We start from the raw sequence: 23,329 nt of genomic DNA on the forward strand, positions 1-23,329 counted from the left end.
GGGCACCTCGACAACTGCATCGGTCCTTGAACAGAGCCGAGCATGCCCGTTGATCATGCTGCCCCGCCGGCGTCGGTCACACCCCGCACCTCGGGCACCGGTTCGAAGCCGCCGAGATCCAGTGTCTCCACGGCCTTGCCCTTGATCTTCGTGACGGTCTTGGCCCACCGCCGGGCATGGGCGGCCAGGGCCAGGGACTCCACCCACCCCTCCGTGCCGGCATGCAGAGGTGTCCAGCGGTAGGCGTCGATCCCGAACGCCCCGTCGGGGCCGACCATGAATCCGTAGGCCATGGACACCCGGCACTCCCTTGCCGAGAACGACCAGCTTTCTGGTATCGCTCGGCGCGTCGCCGTGCCCGACCTCGCGGATGCCGTGACCGCGGCTCGCCGCCGCCCACCCCGGCAACCACCTCGTGGACCTGCGCGCTGCGGCGGACGCGCCGCGGGCCGTTCGCGCGTGGCGCGACACCCGGCACGGAACTGGCCCCCGGCCGTCCCGGAAAGGATCAAGACCGGCCAACTTGCTTGATCTTGTGCCGACTTCATCGACTGCGGCCCCGCTCACCTGCATACTCTCCACCGGGCGCGCGCCATCGGAACCGGCCAGACTGGTTCTGTCGAAAGGAATCGACCGTGGACGCGGATGAACGACGCCGGGAGATACTCGCCGCCACCCGTCGGCGAGGGTCAGTCGAAGTCGGCCTGATCGCATCGGAGTTGTGCGTCTCATTGGAGACCGTACGGCGCGATCTGCGCGTGCTGGAGGACCACGGTCTCGTGCGGCGCACCCACGGTGGCGCCTATCCGGTGGAGAGCGCCGGCTTCGAGACGACGCTGGCCGAGCGGTCGACCCGGTACCTGCCGCAGAAGACACGCATCGCCGTCGCGGCGGTCGGTCTGCTCGGCGAGGCCGAGACGGTCTTCATCGACGAGGGCTTCACCCCGCAGCTGATCGCCGACGGACTGCCGCACGACCGGCCGCTGACCGTGGTCACCGCCTCGCTGTCCACCGCGGGCGTACTCGCGGCGCGTTCCAACATTCACGTACTCCTGCTGGGCGGGCGGGTGCGGGGCAGCACCCTCGCCACGGTGGACCAGTGGGCGATCCGCATGCTGGCGGAGATGGTGATCGACCTGGCGTACGTGGGAGCGAACGGCATTTCCCGCGAGTACGGTCTGACCACCCCGGACACCGCGGTCGGCCACGTGAAGGCGCAGGCCCTGAAGTCGGCCAGGCGCCGCGTCTTCTCCGGCATCCACCCCAAGTTCGGCGCCGTGAGTTTCCACCGGTTCGCCGAGGTGGCGGATTTTGAGGCCGTCATCACCGACTGCTCCCTCTCCCCGGCGGAGGCCCACCGCTTCGCCCTGCTGGGGCCCCAGGTCATCCGGGTCTGAACCGCCCGTCCGGGCTCGTGAACCGTTTCGGCGGGGCCTCCGTAGAGCCGGTGCCGCAGCACTGAGGCCGCGGCGGTTCCCGAGCAGACGGAGGCGACGGCATGGCCGGCAGGATCAATATCGAGCCCGAGGAGATCGAGGCGGCGGCGGCCTGGCTGCGGAACCAGAAGGAGATGATGCAGCAAAGCCTCCAGGAGGCGAACACGAAGATGGAGGAGGTCGTCGCGGCGGCCTACGCGACGCCCGGCTCCGAGACGAAGTTCAAGCCGTTCTGGGAGGAGTACAAGACCGGCACGAACGACGCCATCGAGGGCCTCCAGGGCGTCGGCGACTTCCTCGACAAGGTCGCTGCCGCCTTCGTCGACACCGACGACCAGACTGCCGGCGCCATCGGCTGATCCCCCCGTGCCACAGGCCGGGTCACGGGCCGCGTTCCGGCCCGTGACCCGGCCTGTGGCGTCACCCCGGACGACAGGAAGGGCGGATCAGGAGATGGGCAGCCCCATCAGCATTCCGCTGGACGACCTCCAGGACACCCTGGACATGCTCGAAGACATCAAGAACCGGATCGCCAACACGGCCGGCCTGTCGAAGGTCGGGTCCGAGAGCGACATCGGCGACTCCTCGCTGATCGGGGCGGTGAACAGCTTCGACGGCGCCTGGCACGGCGGCCACGAGCGGGTGCAGGACAACGTCAAGACGTTCCAGGAAGCCGCCCAGGGGATCATCGACAACTTCAAGCAGACCGACGACGAACTCGGGCAGGCGCTCGAACAGTGACGGGAGCAGTCCCATGACCCAGCCCCTGACGGACAGACCCCCCGGAGCGCCCGGACACTTCAGTCTGGAGTTCCCGCAGTCCTGGTGGCACCTCGACCTGGACCCCCGTACCCGTGACAACGCGATCCGCCGCCGCATCGAGGAGCAGACCCAAGGCCAGGACTACGTCAGCGCCGACGACGTGGACGCCATGGTCCGTACGACGCGCTCGGTCGCGCGCGAGGCGTACGGGCAGGGCGCGCTGCGGGCGGCCGGCATGTTCCGGTTCCTCGACGACGGCTCCACCCTCATGGCCGCCACCGTCGTCCTGCGGGTGCGCGCCCCCGAGGACGGCTCGGCGGACATGGCCGAGCTCCTGATGCCGGTCGCGCTGAAGAACGCACGCAACCCGCTCGGCCGGGGCACCCCGGCCAACAGCGTGGAGATGATCGAACTGCCGGAGGCCGGGCCCGCCGGGCGGGTCACGGCCATCGAGGACGTCGACTACTTCGGCCGGGGCCACGTGCGCACCGCGCTGATGCACACCATCGCGGCGGTCCCGAACAGCCGGGACTTCCTGGTCATCTCCAGCACCACGCCCAATCTGAGCCTGGTGACGGAGTTCTTCGAGGTGTTCGACGCCATCAGCAGCACCCTCCGTTTCGAGGACTGAACAGAAAGAGAGGTCGGTGCCATGGCACGGCCACCCGTGGCCGATTGGGAGGTCCTCGATCTCACCGAGGACCCGACACCCGGCGATCCGGAGGTGATCGACCGCCTCGTCGTGGAGTACCAGGCCGTCTCCGACGACGCGGAATCCGCCTTCTCCGTTGTGTCCCGGGTCCAGGCGCAGGAGCTGGGCTCGGGCAAGTCCATGGAGAAGCTCAAGGAGACGCTCTCCGAACTGCCCAATCAGGTTGGCGCGTTACGCGATTCCTACGAGATGGCAGCCAAGGCCCTCAAGGATTACGCGGGCACCTTGAGGGACCATCAGGCCAAGGCGGCCGAGGCGCTGACCAAGGGCAGGGAGGCGGCGGACCGGCTCGCCTCGGCGATCGCCACGGCGAGCGCGGCCGGCGCCCACGTGAGCAGCCTCGACAACGCCACGCCGCCGCCCCCCGACGACGAGAAGGCGAAGTCCGAGGCCCGCCGGGCCCTGGACGACGCCCGGAACGCGGCGAGGGACGCCCAGGGGGCCGTTGACTCGGCCCAGGCCGAGCTGGACGCGGCGCGCCAACTCGCCCTCGACGCGAAGGCCTTGCGCGAGACGGACGCCCGGACGGCGGTGACCAAGCTGGGCGAGGCGGAGGACGAGGCGGTCAAGAAGAAGAACTTCTGGGACAAACTGTGGGACTCGATCGGCTCGGCCTTCGGGATCATCAGCGCCATCCTCGGTGTCATCTCCTTCCTGATACCCGGACTCCAGGGGCTCTCCATCGCCCTCGGCATCATGAGCCTGGTGACCGGTCTCGTCCCGCTGGGCATCAACATCGCCAGAGGCGCCGTGACAGGAAACTGGGACGTGGTGGGCATCGTGCTCGGCACCGTCGGCGCCGCCTTCGGCGGGGTGGCGCTGAGCGGCGCCATCGCCGCGGTCGGAAAGGGACTCCAGACACTGGTCACCACCGGCAGGATGCCGAAGGTCAACTGGCTGGGGAAGGGCCCCAAGGGCAACGGTGGCCCGGGCGGGGCCGGGGACGACATCCCGCTGCAGAACCTGCCGCCGCTGCCGCCCTCCCGGCCGGGTACTCCCCTCCCGGCCAACCCGCCGCAGGTCACGGTCAACCTGCCCGGTGCCGGCTTTCTGGACGACATGCCGCACATCGGCAACGGGGTGTTCCGGCCGGGAACGCCCCCACCGCCGCCGATGCCGACCCGGCCGCCCCCGCCGCCGCCCGCTCCGCTGCCGCCCCCGAACATCCCGAACCTGCCGCCGTCCATCGCCAACAATCCCGGTGCGATCGCGGCCTACCTGCAAAGCCTCAAGGGCCATTCGATCCCCGGCATGATCGGGGCGAGCACGGCCTTCCTCGGCTCCCTCTACGGGCCGACCGCCACCGCCGGCCACGGCGGTTGGGCCGTGGCCCACGGCCGACCGCTGGTGGGCAACACCCGCACCGACGGCACCTGAGCAGCACGACGAGAGAGGGGCTCCCGCGCCACGACCGGCGCGGGAGCCCCTCTCTCATTGGGTCGCTCAGGCCCCGGACTCCGGGATCTGCACCGTACGCAGCACCCCGTCGCCGAGGTGCACCATCCCTCGTCCGGCGCGCCCTCCCCCGAGCCGGCTGCGCGGCACCTTGGTTCCGATCAGCTCCCCGTCACCCACGCTCTGCGGGCTCAGCAGCACGCCCTGCCGGTTGCGCCGGGCATCGGTGTGCCAGCCCGAATAGCCGGACGCCAGCCGCTCGATCTGGCCCGCGAGCACCAGCCCCTGCCCGGTTTCGGCGCCCGTGCGCGCGATCCGGTTGAGCACCGCCTCGGCCTTGGTCTTCAGCAGCAGGTCCGCGTCGTCGAGGACCACGACCGCTCCGGCGGGCGCCTGTGCGAGCGCCGCCTCCAGCTCCTCCGATTCGATGTCGGGCCCCTCGAAGACGGCCAGTACGCCCGGCTGTCCGGCGAGTTCGCGCAGCGGCGAGCGGACCGGGGCGCCGATCACCACCGAGGTTCCGGCGGCCAGCAGCGAGCGGACCATCGCCAGCAGGACGGTACTGCGTCCCGAGCGCGCCGGGCCGGCCACGATGAAGGTGGGGGTGAGGGACAAGTCGGGCCCGATGGCGGTGAGTTCGTCACCGCCGACGCCGACCATCGCCCACAGGGCGCCCGGCTGCGCCTGCTGGGCGTAGGCCGCGGCCTCCGCGTACCCGAGCCGGTCGGGCAGGACATCCACCCGGAACGGGCGCCGCCCGGCGGGCACTTCGGCGTCCCGCTCCCGGCAGTCCGCACCGATCTGCTGCAGGGCCGCGGCCTGGGCCGCCCCGGTGGGGTCGGTGGTCAGCAGCGCGATCTGCACCTCCGCCTTGTCGGCGGCCCGCAGGGCCCGGCCCGGCGGGATCTCGTCGGGTACGGACCGCTGCGGCACGCCGATCATGCTGTACTCGGCCTTCTCGTTGAGGCGCAGCACCAGCTTGTCCTCTGTGGAGGACCCGACCCGCGAGGAGAACACCGTACGGTCACCGGCCAGCACCACGTGCACCCCGACACTGGCGCCGTCCCGCAGCAGCGTCAGCACGTTCGCCAGCAGGCTGCCGCTGTCGTAATCGGCCAGGGTCTTGTCGAAGACCTCCCACCGGTCCAGCATCACGACCAGGTGCGGGGGGCGGTCCGCCGGCTCCAGTGCGTTGCGCAGCTCCGGCAGGTCGGCCGCGCCCCGCGTCGCGAGCAGTTCCTGGCGCCGGGTCACCTCCGCCGTCAGCCGGCTCAGCAGCCGCGCCACCCGCTCGGGCTGGGTCCGCTGGACCACCGCCCCGCAGTGCGGCAGCGCTTCCATCGCCAGCAGCGCGCCGTTGCCGCAGTCGATGCCGTACAGGTGGACGTCGGCGCTGGAGTGGGCGCTCGCGAGGGTCCCCGCGATGGTGCGCAGGGTCTGCGAGCGGCCGGTGCGCGGGGAGCCGATGATGTGCAGGTGTCCGAGGGTGGCCAGGTCCAGGGCCAGGGGGTGGCGGGCCTGCTCGGCGGGCAGGTCCACCATGCCGTACACGACCGGCTGGAGGTCGTAGGCGCTGCGCTCGGTGGTCCCGGAGAGCTCGTGCGGGACGAGGACGGTGGGCAGGGGTGGCAGCCAAGGACTGTGCTGGGGGCGGATGTTCAGGTCCCGGTTGGCGTCGCCGATGGCCCGTACGAGGTCCGCGAGGTCGGTGATCACATCGTCCGCCTGGCGGCTTCCGCCGCTCGGCCGGGCGGGCAGCGGCCGGCCCACCTGGTCCCAGCCGACGGGCACGACGAAGGGGGCGGGGGCCGAGTCGGCGGTGGTGCCGGGCCTGCGGCCGCCCACCCGGCCGGCCTGGAAGGGGACGAGCGAGGTCTGGCCGAGGCGGACGTAGGCCCGTCCCGGGGTGGCCTTGGAGATGCCCGCCGCCTCGGGCGCGTTGAGGACGTCGGTGCTCTCGCTCTGGTCGGTCACCCGCAAGGCGATCCGCAGGTTGGTGTTGGCGCGGATCTCGGGCGAGACCACACCGCTGGGCCGCTGCGTGGCGAGGATGAGGTGGATGCCGAGGCTGCGGCCCCGCTGGGCGATGTTGACCAGGCCCTTCACGAAGTCGGGCAGGTCCCGGACCATCGAGGCGAACTCGTCGATGACGATGAGCAGTCGGGGCATGGCCGTACGTCCGGGTTCCCGGTGGAGCAGGTCGACGTAGTCCTCGATATCCTTGGCGCCCGCTTCGGCGAGGATGTGCTCGCGCCGCTTGAGTTCGGCGGTCAGGGAGGTCAGCGCCCGTTCCACGAGGTGCGCGTCGAGGTCGGTGACCATGCCGACGGTGTGCGGCAGGTCCACGCAGTCCTTGAAGGCCGAGCCGCCCTTGTAGTCGACGAGGACGAAGGTCATCGCGTCGGGTCGGTTGGCGACGGCGAGCGAGGCGACGATGGTCTGGAGCAGTTCGGACTTTCCGGAGCCGGTGGTACCGGCGACGAGGCCGTGCGGGCCGTCGCGCCGCAGGTCGAGCGCGAAGGGCCCGTCGAGGGAGATCCCGACGACGGCGGACGTGCTGCGGCCGCCCGCCTTCCAGCGGGTCTGTACGGCTTCCCCGGTCGGCGGATCGAGGGCCAGTACGTCGAGCAGTCGCGCGGCGGGCGGCAGGACGGCCGCCTCCTCTGCCTGGCCTCCGGGGTCGCGCAGGGGGCCGAGCGCCCGGGCGACGGACCGGCACCAGTCCAGGGACACGGCGTCCGGCCGTACTCCGCTGCGGACCTCCGCACCGGACAGTCCCACGCGCAGCGTGCCGCCCGCTTCCTCGGCGACGACCGCCTGGCACTCCTCGGGCAGCAGCCGCTCCTCCGCGTCCAGGCAGAGCGCGTGCACGCCGACCGCCGGCCCGTCGCGCAGGATCTGCACGACCCCGGGGAGCGAGCGCAGCCGCCGCGCCCCGTCCAGGACCACCAGGATGTCGGGCTCGCGGGAGGCGTTGCGCTCGCGCCCGGCCGCATGTCGGGCGGCAATCAGTGCCGTCAGTTCGGCGACCCGGCGCGCCGAGGTCTCGGTGTCCGTCCCCACATTGGCGAGGGTGTCGCCGGGCCGCTGCCGTACGTGGGGCAGCCAGCGGACCCAGGTCCAGGTGTCCTCGCCGCCGTTCCCCGTGGTCAGCACGTGGATGTGCAGGTCACGGGGGCTGTGGAGGACGGCCGCCTGGGCCACCACCCAGCGGGCGGCGGCCGCCGCCCCCGGGCCGCCGCCGGCGATGCCGAGCACCTTGTGCTCGCGCAGGGCGACCGTCACGGGCACGTCGTAGGCCATGCGCGCGAACTTGCGCTTGTGCTCGTCCCGGGTGGGGTCCTGGAGGACGACGTCGGAGGGCTGGTCGCTGGTGCCCACGCGCAGTTCGAGGAAGTCGGCGTCGGCGGTCCGGCGCTCCCACAGCCGACGGCGCGGGCCGACTGCGGTGAGCAGGACGGCGGCCGAGTCCGGGAAGCCGGTGCGGCGTGCGGTGCGCTCGGCGACCAGGGCGGCCTCCGCGTCGGCCTCGATGCGGGCCTTCTTCTCCTCGTACTCGCGGACGGCGTCGGCGTGGGACTGGCGACCGCTGCGCTTGTTGGTCAGGTAGTTGCCGACGACGGCCATCGGGGAGAGCAGGCCGAACAGCAGCATCGACAGTCTGCCGAAGATGAGCACACCGGCGCCCGCCATCACCAGGGGCAGGATCGCGGCGATGTACGGCAGCGGCCGCTTGCTGGGCGCGGTCGGCGGGGCGGGCAGCGTGAACCGGGTCTCGGGCTTGGGCGGTCGCAGGCGCGGCGGCCGGTTGTAGTCCCAGCCTGCGCCGTCCTCCGAAGGCTGGAGGGCCGCGTCGGGCCGTTCGGGGGAGACGAGTTCGAGCAGGGAGTCTCCCAGCTGGAGCTGTCCGCCGACCGGCCAGGGCCGCTCTTCGTCGAGGTCCTCGCGGTCCAGGCGCAGTACGGATCCCGAGGCTCCCGAGGCCTCCGGGGTCACCGCGCAGCGCCCGCCCGGGCCCACCCGGAGCCCGACCAGGTGCGGGCCGTGGCCGGAGCGGGCGATCCGCACGGACCCGTCCACTTCGAACCCGATCCGGTACTCGCCCATGTCGAGGCGGTGGACGGCGCCGGCTCCGGGCCCGCCGACCGCTCGGACCTCGACCAGGCCGCCGGGTTCCGCGGCGGGCGCTCCGACCGGTCGGCCGAGACCGACGACGGCGGCGTCCCGCAAGGGCGATTCGCGCAGCGACATGTCCGGCGGCAGCTCCTCGGCGCCGAGGTAGAGGCCGCTTCCGGGCAACGGCATGGACATGCCCTCGGTCGCGGCGATGGCCTCGGCGATCGCGGCCACCGGTGTGTCGGGGTCGGCGTCCAGGTGGACGTCGAAGGCGTGGCCGAGTTCGTCGACCACCGTGAGCAGCAAAGGCACGGGGCTCTCCAGGCAGCAAGGGGGACGTCGGGATGGCGGGGCCGGTCGTGGAGGGGAGGTCCGGCCCCGCTCCCCGGCCCCTACGGACCGCGGGGCCAGGTGGTTCACGGGGTGGGTGCGGCGGGGCGGCGTGAACCATCGGGAGGGCGGGGCCGTAACCGGTCGGTGACTCGTCCCGGGCCCCGGGACCCGACAGAGGTGGTCGTATGAACCTGTCCATCGTCCTGGCCGTCGTGATCGGGCTGGCGCTGGTCGGCGCCGTGTTCGAACTCATCCGCACGGAACGGAGGAAGTCCCCGGCGGCGCCGCCCCGGCCCGCCCCCGCGAACGTGCGCGGGCGGGAGGCCCTGGAGGTGATCGACCTGGGTCTGCGCCGGCTGGCGGACGCCTGCGTGGGGGCGGCCCGCGCGGTGCCGGACGCGTACGCGGTCGTCTATTCGGGTGAGCGGCTGTCGCTGCGGCTGACCGGGCCCGACCCGGCCGCGCCGGCGCCCTGGACGGCGGACGCCGACGGCGAGGAGTGGGATGCGGACACCTCCCTGCTGGGCGAGCCGTCGGCCATGGGCGGTCCCGTGGCGGAGCAGCCGTACGCCCTGGCGGTCACGGTGGGGCTGGCCGCGGGCGAGCGGGTGCTGGTGGACCTGTCGCGGGCGTCCGCCGGGATCGCCCTGAGCGGTGGCGCCGCAGAGGTGCAGCAACTCGTACGGGCCTTCGTGAGCGAGCTGATCACCGGCCCGGTCGGGCGCCGGGCGGAGGTGACCCTGGTGGGCTCGGTGGCACGGACGGAGATGGCCGCGGGCATGGGCTCGGCCCGGCTGCACATGGTCGCCACACTGGAGGAAGGGCTGGCCCGCGGCGGCGACGGCCCCGGGACGGCCGGCGGCAGGACGGGGGCCACGCCCGCCGTCACCCAGGTGTTCCGGATGATCGAGGGCAGTGGTCCGGTCACGGTACGGGACCAGGCTCCGAGGCTGTTCGTCCTCGATGCCGGGCAGTACGCCGAGGAGCGGCACGCCCTCGATTGGCTGGAGCGGGGGGACGCGCTGTTGGTGATCGGCGAGACTGCGGTGGCCGGCTGGCGGTTCCGGGTCGGCGAGGACGGTTCGCTCGACACCGGACCGCTGGGGCTGCTCATCGACGTCCATGCCGGACGCCTCGCCTGACGGCACATCAGGACATCGCGAGGCCCCGGCTCTGCAGGGCCTCGCGCAAGGCCCGGGTTGCGTAGTGCGTACGGGATTTGACGGTGCCCGGCGGTACGCCGAGCACGCGCGCCGTCTGGTTGACGCTGCGCCCCATGTAGTGGACGTGCATCAGCACCTCGCGCTGGAAGTGCGGAAGGTCCCGGAGGGCGTCGACGACCACGTGGGTGGTGAGGAAGCGGTCGACGTCGTCGCCTACCGGCAGCACCGTCAGGTCCGGGTCCTCCGTCTCCGGGGGCCGGGCCTGACGGGCCCGGTGCCCGTCGATCACCAGGTTGCGGACGACGGCGAAGAGCCAGGGGCGCACGGTCTCGGCCGTGGGATCCAGTTCGGCGCGGTGGTTCCAGGCCCGGATCGCCACCTCTTGCAGGACGTCCTCGGCGCGGTGCCAGTCGCCGCCGAGCAGGCGGGCGGCGAAACGGGTCAGTACCGCGCCGTGCTGTTCGTAGAGGGCTTTGAGGAAATCCTCGGCAGGTCGCGTCCCTAACGACTCAATAGCGGTGTTTTCGGACAATTCTGAATACGGCAAGGAATTCCCTCCCCGGGCCATGACGAATGAGCGGAGTGCGGGCGGTGAAACGTTCCGGCGCGATTGCCGGTGAGGGCCGCAGAACATGTGTACCTGCATTCGGACAGGCCGTAATGGTCCGTTCCGTAGGAGTCCGCGACCGAGTTCGCCCGCTTACCTTCCGTCAAATGCCGAGCTCACAGCAGGGGGTGACTGATTCCCAAGGATCCCGGTTGCCCGATCGGGCAGGACCCCGGACCGTTTCGACTCCGCCCGCATCCCTCCGGGCGCGCCCGTTCTGCTTCCGAACGGTCGGAACGGCACGGCGGGAGGGGTCCCGGGTCCGCGCAGGGCCGCGGCGCCGCCGGTGGGGCGGCCGCCGCGGCCCGGCCGGCTAGCGGGACGGCTCGCGGGCCGCCAGCGCCGTGACCTCGGCCGCCTTCAGCGCCCGGTCGTAGACGTGGACATCGGCGATCGCCCCGCTCCAGAAGTCGACCGGCTTGCCCTCGAACTTCCCCCGGCCGATCACCAACTTGCCGGACGGCTTCTCCTCGCTCATTCCCTGCGCCGTCCCCGCGAGCACCCCGTCGACGTAGATGCTGAGGGTGCCGTTCAACCGGCTGTACGTCCCGGTGAGGTGGTACCAGCGGCCCAACTCCGGCTCACCGGTGGCGGAACCGACGGCCCGGACGTTCGGGAAGGCGAAGGCGAACCGGTTGTCGGTGCCGGAGTACTGGAGGTAGAAGACGCTGTGCCGGTCGCCGTCGATCGTGACCGCGCTGCGAAAGCCCTTGCTGTCGATCCGCACCCGGGCCGCCACCGAGAAGTCGGCCTTCGTGGTGTCGACCACGGCCGAGTCGGCGACCACATGGCCGGTGACACCGTCGAGTTGGAGCGCGCCTCCATTGGGCCCCGCCGTCCACCCGATGCGCCCCTGGAAGGTTCCGGGACGGCTGCCGACCGCGTCCTTGATCACCGCGCCCTTGTTCTCGTGGGCCGGCCACCAGGCCATGCCGCGGAGCTTCGACGTGTCAGGGGCCTTCGAGGGCGCCGCCGACCCCTTGGCCGCCTTCTCGGCGACCGGGGCGGTATCCCCCTTGTCGTCGCCCAGGCCGCCGAGCAGGACGAAGGCCAGGGCGGCGGCGAGCGCCGCGATCAAGGCGATGAGTGACCATCTGCGCGTCATGGTGGGTGCTCCAGGATCTCGTATGGGCGAGGCGTGCGCTGCGGTGGACGGACGCGGCGGGCAACCGGTTCACTCCCGAACGGGCGGCGAGCGGAGCGGCACCGGCGGGCAAACGGGCACGCGAACGGCCGCTGCGGGCCCGCGCGGGCATCCGGACCAGCGGGAACCGGATCGGGAAGCGGGCAGAAACGGGCGCACACCTTTTGACGAGTTCCCTGTTCAGCGCCGCCTTTCAGCTTGTACAAAACTTGCAGCGGCCCGAACGGGCACCGCACAGCACCGCAGAACGGGGACAGCCGCCGTGGACACCGAAGAACGCCGACGGGAAATACTGCAGTTGGTCCGGCGCACCGGTTCGGCGGAGGTGTCCGCACTCGCGGAGGAATTCGCCGTCGCCAAGGAGACGATCCGCCGCGATCTGCACGTACTGGAAGAACACGGAATGGTCCGGCGCACCCACGGCGGCGCCTATCCGGTGGAGAGTTCCGGATTCGAGACCACCCTCGCCGTACGCACCACCCGCCACCTTCCGCAGAAGACGCGTATCGCCACCGCCGCCGCCAAACTCCTCGGGGACGCGGAGACCGTCTTCATCGACGAGGGGTTCACCCCTCAGCTGATCGCCGAGGCACTGCCCAGGGACCGGCCGCTGACCGTCGTCACCGCGTCCCTCCCCGTCGCCCACGCACTGGCCGGAGCCCAGCACACGACCGTCCTGGTCCTGGGCGGCAGGCTGCGGGGCGGCACCATGGCCACCGTCGACCACTGGGCGACGCGGATGCTCGCCGGGTTCGTCATCGACCTGGCGTACATCGGAGCCAACGGCATCTCGCGCGAGCACGGGCTCACCACCCCCGACCCGGCCGTGAGCGCGGTCAAGGCACAGGCCGTGTGCGGCGCCCGTCGGCGCGTCTTCGCGGGCGTGCACACCAAGTTCGGCGCCGTCAGCTTCGCGCGGTTCGCCGACGTGCGGGACATCGAGGCCATCGTGACCGACACCGGTCTGCCGCCCGGCGAGGCCCAGCGCTACACCCTGCTGGGCCCCCAGGTCATCCGGGTCTGACCCCACCCCGCACGCCCCACCCCACCCCCCTGTCCACCTTCACCACCCACACCCCGAACACCAGGAGCCGTCATGCCCGGACCCGCCTCAAGACCCCTCCCCCTCGTCCGCCGCGGTGCCGCGGCCCTCGCCGTCGCCGCCCTGCTCACCGCGGCCGTCGGCTGCGCCGGCGCGGGCGGCGGGTCCAAGACCGGCGACGGCCAGAGCGTCAACGTACTGATGGTGAACAACCCGCCGATGGTCGAGCTGCAGAAGCTGACCGCCGAGCACTTCACCAAGGAGACCGGCATCAAGGTGAACTTCACCGTGCTGCCGGAGAACGACGTCCGCGACAAGATCAGCCAGGACTTCTCGAACCAGGCCGGGCAGTACGACGTCGCCACCATCAGCAACTACGAAGTGCCGATCTACGCCAAGAACAACTGGCTCCATCCGCTCGACGCGTACGTGGCGAAGGACACCGCCTTCGAGCAGAACGACATCCTGGAGCCACTGCGCACCTCCCTCACCGCCGCGGACGGCAAGCTGTACGCCGAGCCCTTCTACGGCGAGTCCTCCTTCCTCATGTACCGCAAGGACGTCTTCGCCGAGAAGGGCCTCACCATGCCCGACCGGCCGACCTGGCAGCAGGTCGCCGACCTCGCCGCCAAGGCCGACGGCGCCCGGCCGGGCATGAAGGGCATCTGCCTGCGCGGGCTGCCCGGCTGGGGCGAGCTCATGGCCCCGCTCACCACCGTGGTCAACACCATGGGCGGTACCTGGTTCACCAATGACTGGCAGGCCCAGCTCACCTCCCCCGAGTTCAAGAAGGCCACGCAGTTCTACGTCGACCTGGTGCGCGAGCACGGCCAGCCCGGCGCCCCCCAGTCCGGCTACGCGGAATGCCTGAACAGCCTCACCCAGGGCAAGACGGCCATGTGGTACGACGCGACCGCCGCGGCGGGCTCGCTGGAAGCCGCCGACTCCCCCGTCAAGGGCCAGATCGGCTACGTACAGGCGCCGGTGGAGAAGACCGAGAGCTCCGGCTGGCTCTACACCTGGGCCTGGGGCATCCAGAAGGCCTCCAAGAACGGCGACAACGCCTGGAAGTTCATCTCCTGGGCCTCCGGAAAGAAGTACGAGGAGCTCGTCGGCGCACAGCTCGGCTGGGCCAACGTCCCGGCGGGCAAGCGCAGTTCCACCTATGACAACCCGGAGTACCGCAAGGAGGCGGCCGCCTTCGCCGACGTCACCCTCGGCGCCATCCGCTCCGCCCGCCCGGCCGACCCCGGCGTACAGCCCCGCCCGGCACCCGGCATCCAGTTCGTCGGCATCCCCGAGTTCACCGACCTCGGCACCAAGGTCTCCCAGGAGATCAGCGCCGCCATCGGCGGCCGCCAGAGCGTCGACGAGGCCCTCGCCAAGTCCCAGACACTGGCCGAGAAGGTCGCGAAGGAGCACCGGTGACGCTCTCCGTGAGCGCGGCACCCCGAGCGGCGGCCTCCCCGCCGCGCACCGCGCCCGCCGCACCCGGGCGGGCGCGGGCCTGGGCCACCCGCGCACCGCTGCTGCCCGCCCTGATCTTCCTGATCGCGGTCACCCAGCTGCCCTTCGTGGCCACCCTGGTGATCTCGCTCTTCGACTGGAACTCCCTGGCCCCCGACGCCCGCGGCTTCGCCTGGTTCGACAACTACGCCACCGTCGCCACCGATCCCGACCTCCGTGGGTCCGTGCTGACCACGGTCCTGCTCACGGCCACCGTGGTGCTGGCGTCCGTATTGCTCGGGCTGCTGCTGGCACTGCTCCTGGACCGCAGCTTCCGCGGCCGGGGCATCGTACGGACCCTGATGATCACGCCGTTCCTGCTGGTGCCGGTCTCCGCCGCGCTGCTGTGGAAGCACGCCCTCTACAACCCGGAGTACGGGCTCCTCAACGGCGCCTCGACCTGGATCGCCGGTCTGTTCGGCGACGACTCCCCCGCCCAGCCCGAATGGATCTCCGACACCCCGCTCCTGGCCGTGGAGGCCGCGCTGGTGTGGCAGTGGACCCCGTTCATGATGCTGATCCTGCTGGCGGGGCTGCAGAGCCGGCCGGCCGAGATGATGGAGGCGGCCAAGCTGGACGGCGCCGGCCCCTGGCAGACCTTCCGCTATCTGACCCTGCCCCATCTGCGCCGCTACCTCGAACTCGGCATCCTGCTCGGGTCGATCTACATCGTGCAGAACTTCGACGCCGTCTTCACCATCACCTCGGGCGGTCTGGGCACCGCCAACCTCCCCTACACGATCTACCAGACCTTCTACCAGGCCCACGAGTACGGGCTCGCCTCCGCAGCCGGGGTCGTCGTCGTCGCCGGCACCATCGTGATCGCGACCTTCGCGCTGCGGGTGGTCTCCTCCCTGTTCGCCGAGGAGGTGGGCCGCGCATGACTGCCGCACGACGATCGGCCGGCCTCGGCCTGCTGGCCTGGGCCGCCGGGATCGCCTTCGCCCTTCCGGCCGGCTGGATGCTCCTCACCTCCTTCCACTCCGAACCGGACGCAGCCACCAACCCGCCCTCACTGGCCGCCGCCCTCACCCTGGACGGCTACCGGAAGTTCTTCACTTCCGGCGGAGCGGACGGACCTTGGCCGCCGCTGATCAACTCCATGACGGCGAGCGTGATGTCCACGCTCCTCGTGCTCTGCCTGGCGCTGCCGGCCGCGTACGCGCTGTCGATCCGGCCCGTGCGCAAGTGGACCGACGTCATGTTCTTCTTCCTCTCCACCAAGATGCTGCCCGTGGTGGCCGGTCTGCTCCCCCTGTACCTCTTCGCCAAGAACACCGGCCTGCTGGACAACATCTGGCTGCTCGTCCTCCTGTACACCTCGATGAACCTGCCGATCGCGGTGTGGATGCTGCAGTCCTTCCTCGCCGACGTGCCGGTCTCGATCATCGAAGCGGCGCAGGTGGACGGCGCCGGACTGCCCACCGTCCTCACCCGCATCGTCGCGCCGGTGGCCGCTCCCGGTATCGCCGCGACCGCGCTGATCTGCTTCATCTTCAGCTGGAACGAGATGCTCTTCGCCCGGGTGCTCACCGGGGTGGCCGCGCAGACCGCGCCTGTCTTCCTGACCGGATTCGTCACCAGCCAGGGCCTGTTCCTCGCCCAGCTGTGCGCCGCCTCGGTCGTCGTCTCCCTCCCGGTGCTCGTCGCCGGGTTCGCCGCCCAGGACAAACTGGTCCAGGGCCTCTCCCTTGGAGCTGTCAAATGAGGGCTGCGCTCATCGAGGCGCCCGGCAAGGTCGTCGTCACCACCGTCCCCGATCCCGTGCCCGGGCCTCGGGACGTGGTCGTCGAGGTCGTGGTGTGCGGACTGTGCGGCACCGATCTGCACATCCTCCAGGGCGAGTTCGCGCCCACGCTGCCCGTCGTGCCCGGCCACGAGTTCGCGGGCGTGGTCGTGGGTCTCGGCAGCGAGGTCACGGAGCTCCGGGTGGGCGACCGGGTGGCGGTGGACCCGTCCCTCTACTGCCACGAGTGCCGCTACTGCCGGGCCGGGCGGGGCAACCTGTGCGACCGCTGGAACGCCATCGGCGTATCGGTCCCGGGCGGCGCCGCCGAGTACGCGCTGGCGCCCGTCGCCAACTGCGTGCGGCTGCCAGACCACGTCGACGTACGGGACGCCGCGCTCATCGAACCGCTGTCGTGCGCGGTACGGGGCTACGACGTGCTCCGCGACAGCACGCTCGGCTCGGACGTTCTGATCTACGGCTCGGGCACCATGGGCCTGATGATGCTGGAACTGGCCAAGCGCACCGGGGCCGCCTCGGTGGCCGTCCTCGACATCAACCCCGAACGCCTCGCCACGGCCCACCGGTTGGGAGTTTCCGCCACCGCGGCGCACGCGGACGAGCTGGACCGCCCGGACGGCTGGGAGTTCGTCATCGACGCCACCGGCAGCGCTGCCGCCATCCAGGACGGGCTCGGCCGGGTCGCCAAGGGCGGCACCTTCCTCCAGTTCGGCGTGTCCGACTATGCGACCACCGCGGTGATCGAGCCGTACCGCATCTACAACCAGGAGATCACCATCACCGGTTCGATGGCGGTCCTGCACAGCTTCGAACGCGCCGCCGCGCTCTTCGCCTCCGGGGTGCTGGACCCGGCGGTCTTCATCAGCGACCGGCTGCCACTGGAGCAGTACCCCGAAGCACTGGAGCGGTTCCGGGCCGGCCAGGGCCGCAAGATCGTGGTGGAGCCGTGACCGTCCTGGTGATGGGCGAAGCCCTGTGCGATCTGGTCCCGGCCCCGGACGGCAGCCTCACACCGCTGCCGGGCGGCGCCCCGGCGAACGTGGCGGCAGGGGTGTCGGCGCTCGGCGTACGGGCGGTGTTCGCCGGAACGCTGGGCGACGACGACTTCGGTGACCTCAACGCGGCACGGCTTGCCGCGGCGGGAGTGGACCTGAGCCTGTGCGCCCGCTCCCCGCTGCCCACCGCACTGGCCGTCGCCGGGGTCTCCGAGGCCGGCACCCGCTACGCCTTCCACCTCCACGACACGGCGACCTTCCGACTCACCGCGGTGACCGGCAACCTGTCGAGCTTCTCGGCGGTCTACGTCGGCGGCCTCGCCGCGGTCGTGCCACCGGCCGCCGCCGCCGTACTCGCCACGGCGCGAGCGGCCGCCGAGCAGACCGTACTGGCCGTCGATCCCAACGTACGGGAGGACCGTACGCTCGACCGCGAGGAAAGCCTGCACCGGCTCCGGGACCTGTGCACCCTCGCCCATCTGATCAAGGCCAGCGACGAGGACGCGGAACTGCTGTGGCCCTCCCAGACCCCCGACGCCGCATGCCGGCGCCTCGCCCAGGACGGCCGCCTGGTCGTGCTGACGCGGGGGGCCCGCGGCAGCACCGCTTTCCTCCGCGACACACCCCCGGTTTCGGTCCCGGCGGCGCCGGTCACGGTGATCGACACCATCGGTGCGGGCGACGCCTTCATGGCGGCTCTCCTCACGCACCTCCCGCGGTCCCCGGCCGACCTGTCCGCGGACGAAGCACGCGCCCTCCTCGAACAGGGGTCCCTGGCCGCGGCGGCGGTGTGCGGACACGCCGGGGCGGACCTGCGGGAAGCCCCCGCACTCGGCGCACGGGCGGCTGCTCAGCGCCCCGTTCGCCCCGGGTCTCAGCAGTCCAACGCTCCCTCGAAGTGCCCGTAGTTCTCCAACGTCAGGCTGGTCGTCGCGGTGTTCGTCCCCCTGCCACGTGCGTCGGCCAGGTCACCGGTGCCCGATCCCGGGACGACCCGCCAAGTTCCGCCACCCGCTGTGCTGCCCCACCCGATCCAGGTGAACGATCCCGTTCCGCACCCCTCGACCGAGCCGGTGAGCGTCTCCGTCCCGACGTAGCGGTACTGACCCGGCGTAGGCTCTGGGTACAGGCAGTAGTCGTACGTAGTCGTGCCTTGCCAGACATCGCCCGGCTGCGTCCCGAACGTGGCGGTCCCGTGGATCGCCGTGCCACCCGGAGCACAGACCATGTCCGTCGAAGGGACGATCTCCGTGCCCGGATCGTAGTAGTGACTCAGGATCTGCGAGCCCGTCGCACTGCCGGGCGTCGCGGCGAGCACGGGCGCTGTGAGAGCGAGCGCCACCACGCCGGCCGCTCTGGTTGTGCTCCAATTCATTTCCCTGCACCTGTCTCTGATGGTTTATCAAGGAATTGCCGGAGGCGGACGGGATTGCTCAGAGAATGCCCGTCCTGACCGCGCGCGCCACTGCCTGCGTCCTGTTCTTGCAGTTGAGCTGCTTCAGGGTGTCATGGATGATTCCCTTGATCGTCCGCTCCGAATAGCTCATCTTCTCGGAGATCTCAAGCGTGTTCATCCCTTCGGACAGCATGCGGAGCACCTCGACCTCCCGAACCGCGAGTCCGCCACTCCGCGACAACTGCGCAAGCGTCTGCTGTCGTTGCTGATGCCCCAGTTCGGCAATCAGATGGCCCACCAGTTCATCCGGAATACGACTGCGTCCGGAGCTCGCCTCGATCGTCGCGTCGAGGAGTTGCTCAAGGCTCGAGCTGCTTCGGTAGAGAAGGCTGGTCAGTCCGTATTCGACTGCCAGGGTGAGTTGCCGCTCGTTGACGCGATCGGCCATCACCACGACCGGGACCGGCGCGCCGCCGGCGCGCGCGGCGGCGTCCTGCCTGAGAACCCTCAGCCAGTCGTCGTTCAGGCTGTGCAGCAGCATGACCGACACGTCCGCATCGGGAAGTCCGTGCTGGGGAACGATGTTCACGCCAGAACTCGACTGCAGGTAGGCGCCGGTCGCACGCTCCAGGAAGGCGTCGCTCGCCCTCAGGACAACGCGGATCGGAGCTGCCGGCGCGGTTCCCGTTCCATTCGTCTGAGTCACAGTCACAGTCACTTCGGCAATCCCCGGATAGAACCGACATGCACACCTGGATCCGCCCCCGGCCCGCCGCCTGGACGACGGGGCCTGCGAGTGGACTTCGAGCTACATCGGCACACTACGGCGACAGCCAGTGGCGCGGCTTCGGTCAAATGACCCAGTATGAATTCAGTCGACTCGACCCTCTTGGGACACTATGCGCCGGTCTCAAGCGGGCTCGTACCCGATCAGCCCCGGGGGACGGTTCCGGGGGCCCGTGAACTCGGCGAAGATCAATCCGGACGGCCCGGCCGTCGCCTGCGTCAGCTCTTCCACCGTGGTCCGGTCCAGCCACTCGGTGCGGCGGGTGCCGGGGCCGCCCGGACGCTCCTCGGCAGGCTCCTGCGGGAACATCTCGCGCATCAGCACGAGGGGCCTCCGGCCGTCGAGCACCTTGAGGGCCTTGAAACGAGTGCCGGGAACGAACACCAGCCTTCCCCGGGCGTGCGGATCGACAGAGTCCGTACGGCGGCCGGTGAGCGACCACACCAGATACCCGGGTCCACCCGCGCCGAGCGCCGCCGGGGACGACGTCGCGCTCCAGAAACCCTGGTCGACGACCACGGGGTTGTCGCGGTGCCACTTCACCAGGCCCTCGGCCACACCGGTGCGCACGATCGCGGGACCTCGGTGGGCAGGCAGCCTGCGCAGGCCCGATGCGACGCAACGGGCAAGGGGCATGTGAGCTCCGGGCTTCCCCTCGAGCAGCGTCGGATCCAGCCATGCCCATTCCTCGGCCAGGTAGAGGCGGAGCGCGGCCAGGTCCGCGAGGGCGCCGACGTCGTCGACGGGACGGCCGTCCCCACAGGGCCCCTCCTTCGGGAGCACCCCTCTCATGTCCGACATGGCCCTGCGGAATCGGCTGCCGTACTGGCTCCACAGCCGGAGCCGGTCCTGGGCGATGCCGCGCCCGCCGTGGGAGACGATCCGGGCAGCGGCGCGCGGGACCGGCTGCATTCGGATCTCGGGACCGGTCCCGGGGCCGGACGGAAGGATCGTCGCGCGCGTGTCCAGTTCTGTGCCGAGGGACTTCTTCGTCACGTTCATGGCGTCGCTTCTCCCTGGAGCACGGAGGGTGGAGGAGCCGGCAGGAGGGCCGCGTCAGTGGCTCTCTCGAAGACTGTAGGAACGCCATGAGGTCCAGGACACATGCGAGGGCCACTTCAGCGCTAAGGGGCATGTGTTGCTTCCTGTTCGTGTCGGCCGCGGCCCCTCGACGCCGACATGTCGCGCCGTCGGCTCGCGCACGAGGCGAAGGACCGGAGGTCTTGGCGGGCGACGCAAGATCTGACAGCGTGATGTAGCTCATACGATCGCAAGCGAACTTCCGGGCGACCCTTCCGTCATGTCGTTGATGCAACTCGAGCAGAATGGAAGGTCTTTATGCCATTCCCTTCGTTACCAGCCTCGGACGGCCGCAGTCACCCCGCAGGCGACGACGGCGTGCGTTCAGCGGTCCGCCTCGTGGGACGGTCGGCGGAGTTGGCACTCATCGACGACCTCCTCGATTCCGCCGCCACCAGGGGCGCCGCGCTGGTGCTGACGGGAGAGGCAGGGGTGGGGAAGAGCGCCCTGCTGGACATCGCGGCGGAACGGGCGTCCGAGGCGGGCTTGGCAGTCGTACGGATCGTGGGCTCACAGTTCGAGCAGAGTGTCAGCTTCTCGGGTCTCGCCCAGCTGCTCCAGCCGCTGGCGGAGGAGATCCCGGCGCTGCCTCCGCGGCAGGCGGGGACGCTCCAGGCAGTCCGAGGACTGTCCGAGGAGCAGCCCGCCGAGCTGCTCGCCATCGCCAACGCGGTGCAGGTCCTGCTGACCCAGACCGCGGCGAAGCGTGGCCCCGTCACGCTGGTCATCGATGACGTGGCCTGGCTCGACCGGCCCAGCGCCGTGGTCCTGGGCACCGTCGCCCGTAACGTCCGGACCGGTTCACTGGCCCTGCTCGCGGCATCCCGGACCGGCGACGAATCCTTCCTGAGCAGCACCGGAATACCCTCGTACGAGGTTCGGGCCCTGGACGAGGAATCCGCGCAGGCGCTGGTGGCAGAGCGATTCCCGGCCATGACGGCCAGGGTCCGGCAGCGTCTTGTCACGGAGGCCGCCGGCAACCCGCTGGCACTGCTGGAACTGCCCGTCCCGCTCAACGAGGCTCAGCAGACCGAACGGGGACCGCTGCCGGCCGTGCTGCCGCTCTCCGAGCGCCTCAAGAAGATCTTTTCCGTACGGGTCAGTGCCCTGCCGCGCGCGACACGGGAGCTGCTCCTGCTCGCCGTTCTGGACGGCTCCGGTGATCTGCACGTCCTCGAGCGGGCCGTCGACAGCTCGGATGTCCTGACCAGCCTGGGCCCTGCCGAGCGGACCGGCCTGGTGCAGGTGGACCCCCTGACGGGCCGCCTGGTCTTCCGGCACCCGCTCACCCGTTCCGCGGTCATGGAGTTGTCGACGAGTGCGGAGCGTCGACGGGTGCACCTGGATCTGGCCGAAGAGTTCCCGGAAGGTTCGGAACGCCGGGTCCGCCATCTGGCCGCCGCGGCCGTCGGCCCGGACGATCAAGTGGCTGCGCTCCTGCACGATGTGGCCTACAGGACTCTGCGGCGCGGCGACGCCGTCGGCGCCATCACCACCCTGCTCCGCGCTTCCGAGCTGAGCAGCGCAGGGACGGCCAAGGGCCGCATGCTGGCCGAGGCAGCATGCCTCGGCGCCAACATCACCGGTGACCTCCGCAACGTACGCGCCCTGCTGGACAATGCCGTGTCCGCCGATCCCGTGGGCACGGATTCGCTGGCCGCGGCGGCCGCGGCAGCCAGCCGGCTCCTCAACGGGGAAGGCGACGCGGACACCGCTCACCGGCTGCTCGTCGGCGCGATCCGCAGCCATGCCCAACCTGGCCACACGGACGACAACATCCTGCGCGAAGCTCTGCACACCCTGCTCATGGTGTGCTTCTTCAGCGGCCGGCCGGACCTGTGGCCTGCCTTCGACAGCGCGGTGACAGATGTCCTGCGGCACTCTCCCGATCCCCTGCTGCGCGTGCTTCGCGGCGCCTTCGGTGATCCCGTTCACGCCGCGTCGTCGGTTCTGGACGTGCTCGATGACCTCATCCTCGGCCTCACCCGGGAGACCGATCCCCGGCGCATCGTGCGGACGGCCATCGCGGGTGCCTATGTGGACCGGCTGCCAAGCTGTCGTAGTGCCCTGCGGCGTGTCGTCGAAGACGGCCGTAACGGGGGAGCCATCGCCACGGCGATAGAGGCGAACTTCCTGCTGGCGAACGACGCCTACGCCGGCGGACAGTGGGACGACCTTCCGGACCTCACCGACGAAGGTCTGCGCTGGTGCGAGACACACGACTACCGTCTGCTGGGGTGGTCGGGGAATTTCCTGCGGGGCCTGCTGGCCGCCGCGCGAGGTGACAACCAGACCGCGCTGGAGATCGCCGACCGCCTCGTGTGCTGGGGGAACCCCCGAGGGCTTGGCGCGCTTCATGTGTACGCCTCCCACATACGAGCGCTGGCCGCGCTCGGCAGCGCGGACTTCGACAGCGCGTACCGCTGTCTGCGAGCCCTGAGCACCCCTGGCCGGCTGCCCTCGCACATGCCCCATTCCCTGTGGCTCTTCTGGAACTTCGCCGAAGCCGCGGCTCGGACCGGTCACCATGCCGAGGCCGTCGAACACATCGCGGCGGTCAGGGCGTCCGGCATCCCGTCCATCTCACCGCGCCTGGCCATGATGACCGACGCCGCCGAGGCCATAGCCACCCCGGACGCCATCGACCACGACTTGTTCCAGAGAGCCGTCGCCGCCCCCGGCGCCGAGCGATGGCCCTTCGACTGGGCACGGATCTGCCTGACCTACGGCGAGAGGTTGCGCAGAGCCAAAGCAGGCGGGGCCGCCGGCGTCCACCTGGAGGCCGCGCTCAGCACGTTCCGGCGCCTGGGGGCCCAACCCTGGTGCGCACGAGCCGCGAACGAGCTGCGGGCGAGCGGCGTCCACGTCACCACCGTGGCATCGGCTGAGGACGGGCGTACGCCGCTGACTCCGCAGGAACAGCAGATCGCGCAGCTGGCCGCCACAGGACTGACCAACAAACAGATCGCCTCCCAGCTGTTCCTGTCCCCCCGCACCGTGGCGGCACATCTGCGCAGTGTCTTTCCGAAGCTGAACGTCACCTCTCGTGCGGGGCTGCGCGACGCGCTCACGCGAAGCCCGGCCTCTTCATGACGCAAGCGGCAGACC

The 23,329-nt window shown here is 70.9% G+C and carries 19 protein-coding genes and 1 pseudogene; 13 read left to right on the forward strand and 7 right to left on the reverse strand.

All coding sequences use genetic code 11. The features are described 5' to 3' along the window. Positions 1-71: 71 nt before the first annotated feature. Positions 72-326 (reverse strand): annotated as a pseudogene (locus AB0O21_RS28835) (hypothetical protein); the annotation flags it as partial. Positions 327-635: 309 nt separating this feature from the next. On the opposite strand from AB0O21_RS28835, the gene AB0O21_RS28840 reads away from it, so the two are divergent. From AB0O21_RS28840 to AB0O21_RS28860, 5 genes are all read left to right on the forward strand, one after another. Next, positions 636-1,397 (forward strand): DeoR/GlpR family DNA-binding transcription regulator, encoded by a 762-nt coding sequence (locus AB0O21_RS28840; RefSeq protein WP_365175753.1) that lies wholly within the window; start codon positions 636-638, stop codon positions 1,395-1,397. 101 nt (positions 1,398-1,498) lie between these two features. Next, complete coding sequence (locus AB0O21_RS28845) at positions 1,499-1,795, forward strand: WXG100 family type VII secretion target (RefSeq protein ID WP_365175755.1); 297 nt, start codon at positions 1,499-1,501, stop codon at positions 1,793-1,795. 94 nt (positions 1,796-1,889) lie between these two features. Further along, the gene (locus AB0O21_RS28850; protein ID WP_365175757.1) at positions 1,890-2,177 is read left to right on the forward strand and encodes a hypothetical protein; all 288 of its coding nucleotides are present in this window, start codon (positions 1,890-1,892) and stop codon (positions 2,175-2,177) included. A gap of 13 nt (positions 2,178-2,190) precedes the next feature. Then, the gene (locus tag AB0O21_RS28855) at positions 2,191-2,829 is read left to right on the forward strand and encodes a hypothetical protein (RefSeq protein WP_365175759.1); all 639 of its coding nucleotides are present in this window, start codon (positions 2,191-2,193) and stop codon (positions 2,827-2,829) included. Between the two features lie 21 nt (positions 2,830-2,850). Continuing rightward, positions 2,851-4,287: a hypothetical protein gene (locus AB0O21_RS28860; protein ID WP_365175761.1), complete on the forward strand. Its 1,437-nt coding sequence runs from the start codon at positions 2,851-2,853 to the stop codon at positions 4,285-4,287. Positions 4,288-4,353: 66 nt separating this feature from the next. Here the strand turns inward: AB0O21_RS28860 and AB0O21_RS28865 are convergent, their stop codons facing one another. Then, positions 4,354-8,733, reverse strand: coding sequence for an FtsK/SpoIIIE domain-containing protein (locus AB0O21_RS28865; RefSeq protein WP_365175763.1), 4,380 nt, complete (start codon positions 8,731-8,733; stop codon positions 4,354-4,356). 206 nt (positions 8,734-8,939) lie between these two features. Between AB0O21_RS28865 and AB0O21_RS28870 the strand changes: the two genes are divergently transcribed. Beyond that, the gene (locus tag AB0O21_RS28870) at positions 8,940-9,896 is read left to right on the forward strand and encodes a hypothetical protein (RefSeq protein ID WP_365175765.1); all 957 of its coding nucleotides are present in this window, start codon (positions 8,940-8,942) and stop codon (positions 9,894-9,896) included. Positions 9,897-9,903: 7 nt separating this feature from the next. Here the strand turns inward: AB0O21_RS28870 and AB0O21_RS28875 are convergent, their stop codons facing one another. Together AB0O21_RS28875 and AB0O21_RS28880 are read right to left on the reverse strand one after the other, a co-directional pair. Next, positions 9,904-10,449, reverse strand: coding sequence for a sigma-70 family RNA polymerase sigma factor (locus AB0O21_RS28875; RefSeq protein ID WP_365175767.1), 546 nt, complete (start codon positions 10,447-10,449; stop codon positions 9,904-9,906). 388 nt (positions 10,450-10,837) lie between these two features. After that, entirely contained in the window at positions 10,838-11,629 is a 792-nt protein-coding gene (locus AB0O21_RS28880) for a LamG domain-containing protein (RefSeq protein ID WP_365175769.1), read from the reverse strand. 301 nt (positions 11,630-11,930) lie between these two features. On the opposite strand from AB0O21_RS28880, the gene AB0O21_RS28885 reads away from it, so the two are divergent. The 6 genes from AB0O21_RS28885 to AB0O21_RS28910 all read left to right on the forward strand — a co-directional run bounded on the left by AB0O21_RS28885 (position 11,931) and on the right by AB0O21_RS28910 (position 17,866). Beyond that, complete coding sequence (locus AB0O21_RS28885) at positions 11,931-12,692, forward strand: DeoR/GlpR family DNA-binding transcription regulator (RefSeq protein ID WP_365175771.1); 762 nt, start codon at positions 11,931-11,933, stop codon at positions 12,690-12,692. Positions 12,693-12,764: 72 nt separating this feature from the next. Beyond that, positions 12,765-14,138 (forward strand): sugar ABC transporter substrate-binding protein, encoded by a 1,374-nt coding sequence (locus tag AB0O21_RS28890; protein WP_365175773.1) that lies wholly within the window; start codon positions 12,765-12,767, stop codon positions 14,136-14,138. An 8-nt stretch (positions 14,139-14,146) separates the two neighbouring features. Next, the gene (locus AB0O21_RS28895) at positions 14,147-15,100 is read left to right on the forward strand and encodes a sugar ABC transporter permease (protein WP_365175822.1); all 954 of its coding nucleotides are present in this window, start codon (positions 14,147-14,149) and stop codon (positions 15,098-15,100) included. After that, positions 15,097-15,924 (forward strand): carbohydrate ABC transporter permease, encoded by an 828-nt coding sequence (locus AB0O21_RS28900; protein ID WP_365175775.1) that lies wholly within the window; start codon positions 15,097-15,099, stop codon positions 15,922-15,924. Before AB0O21_RS28895 ends, AB0O21_RS28900 begins: the two co-directional genes overlap by 4 nt. Further along, positions 15,921-16,913 carry a zinc-dependent alcohol dehydrogenase family protein gene (locus AB0O21_RS28905; protein WP_365175777.1) on the forward strand — a complete coding sequence of 331 codons (993 nt, stop codon included), beginning with the start codon at positions 15,921-15,923 and terminating at the stop codon, positions 16,911-16,913. Before AB0O21_RS28900 ends, AB0O21_RS28905 begins: the two co-directional genes overlap by 4 nt. Further along, positions 16,910-17,866, forward strand: coding sequence for a PfkB family carbohydrate kinase (locus AB0O21_RS28910; RefSeq protein WP_365175779.1), 957 nt, complete (start codon positions 16,910-16,912; stop codon positions 17,864-17,866). The genes AB0O21_RS28905 and AB0O21_RS28910 overlap by 4 nt, the downstream gene beginning before the upstream one ends. Here the strand turns inward: AB0O21_RS28910 and AB0O21_RS28915 are convergent. The 3 genes from AB0O21_RS28915 to AB0O21_RS28925 all read right to left on the reverse strand — a co-directional run bounded on the left by AB0O21_RS28915 (position 17,833) and on the right by AB0O21_RS28925 (position 20,143). After that, on the reverse strand, positions 17,833-18,333 hold the full coding sequence (locus tag AB0O21_RS28915; RefSeq protein WP_365175781.1) for a DUF3224 domain-containing protein: 501 nt from the start codon (positions 18,331-18,333) through the stop codon (positions 17,833-17,835). The genes AB0O21_RS28910 and AB0O21_RS28915 overlap by 34 nt on opposite strands. Positions 18,334-18,391: 58 nt before the next feature. Further along, positions 18,392-19,060 carry a LuxR C-terminal-related transcriptional regulator gene (locus AB0O21_RS28920; protein WP_365175783.1) on the reverse strand — a complete coding sequence of 223 codons (669 nt, stop codon included), beginning with the start codon at positions 19,058-19,060 and terminating at the stop codon, positions 18,392-18,394. Between the two features lie 204 nt (positions 19,061-19,264). Then, positions 19,265-20,143 carry a hypothetical protein gene (locus tag AB0O21_RS28925; protein ID WP_365175784.1) on the reverse strand — a complete coding sequence of 293 codons (879 nt, stop codon included), beginning with the start codon at positions 20,141-20,143 and terminating at the stop codon, positions 19,265-19,267. A 336-nt stretch (positions 20,144-20,479) separates the two neighbouring features. Here AB0O21_RS28925 and AB0O21_RS28930 point away from each other — a divergent pair, with 336 nt between their 5' ends. Then, positions 20,480-23,314: an AAA family ATPase gene (locus AB0O21_RS28930; protein ID WP_365175786.1), complete on the forward strand. Its 2,835-nt coding sequence runs from the start codon at positions 20,480-20,482 to the stop codon at positions 23,312-23,314. Positions 23,315-23,329 lie beyond the last annotated feature (15 nt).

This window comes from Streptomyces sp. NPDC091371, assembly GCF_040684275.1.
In the GTDB taxonomy this organism is placed as follows: Bacteria; Actinomycetota; Actinomycetes; order Streptomycetales; family Streptomycetaceae; genus Streptomyces.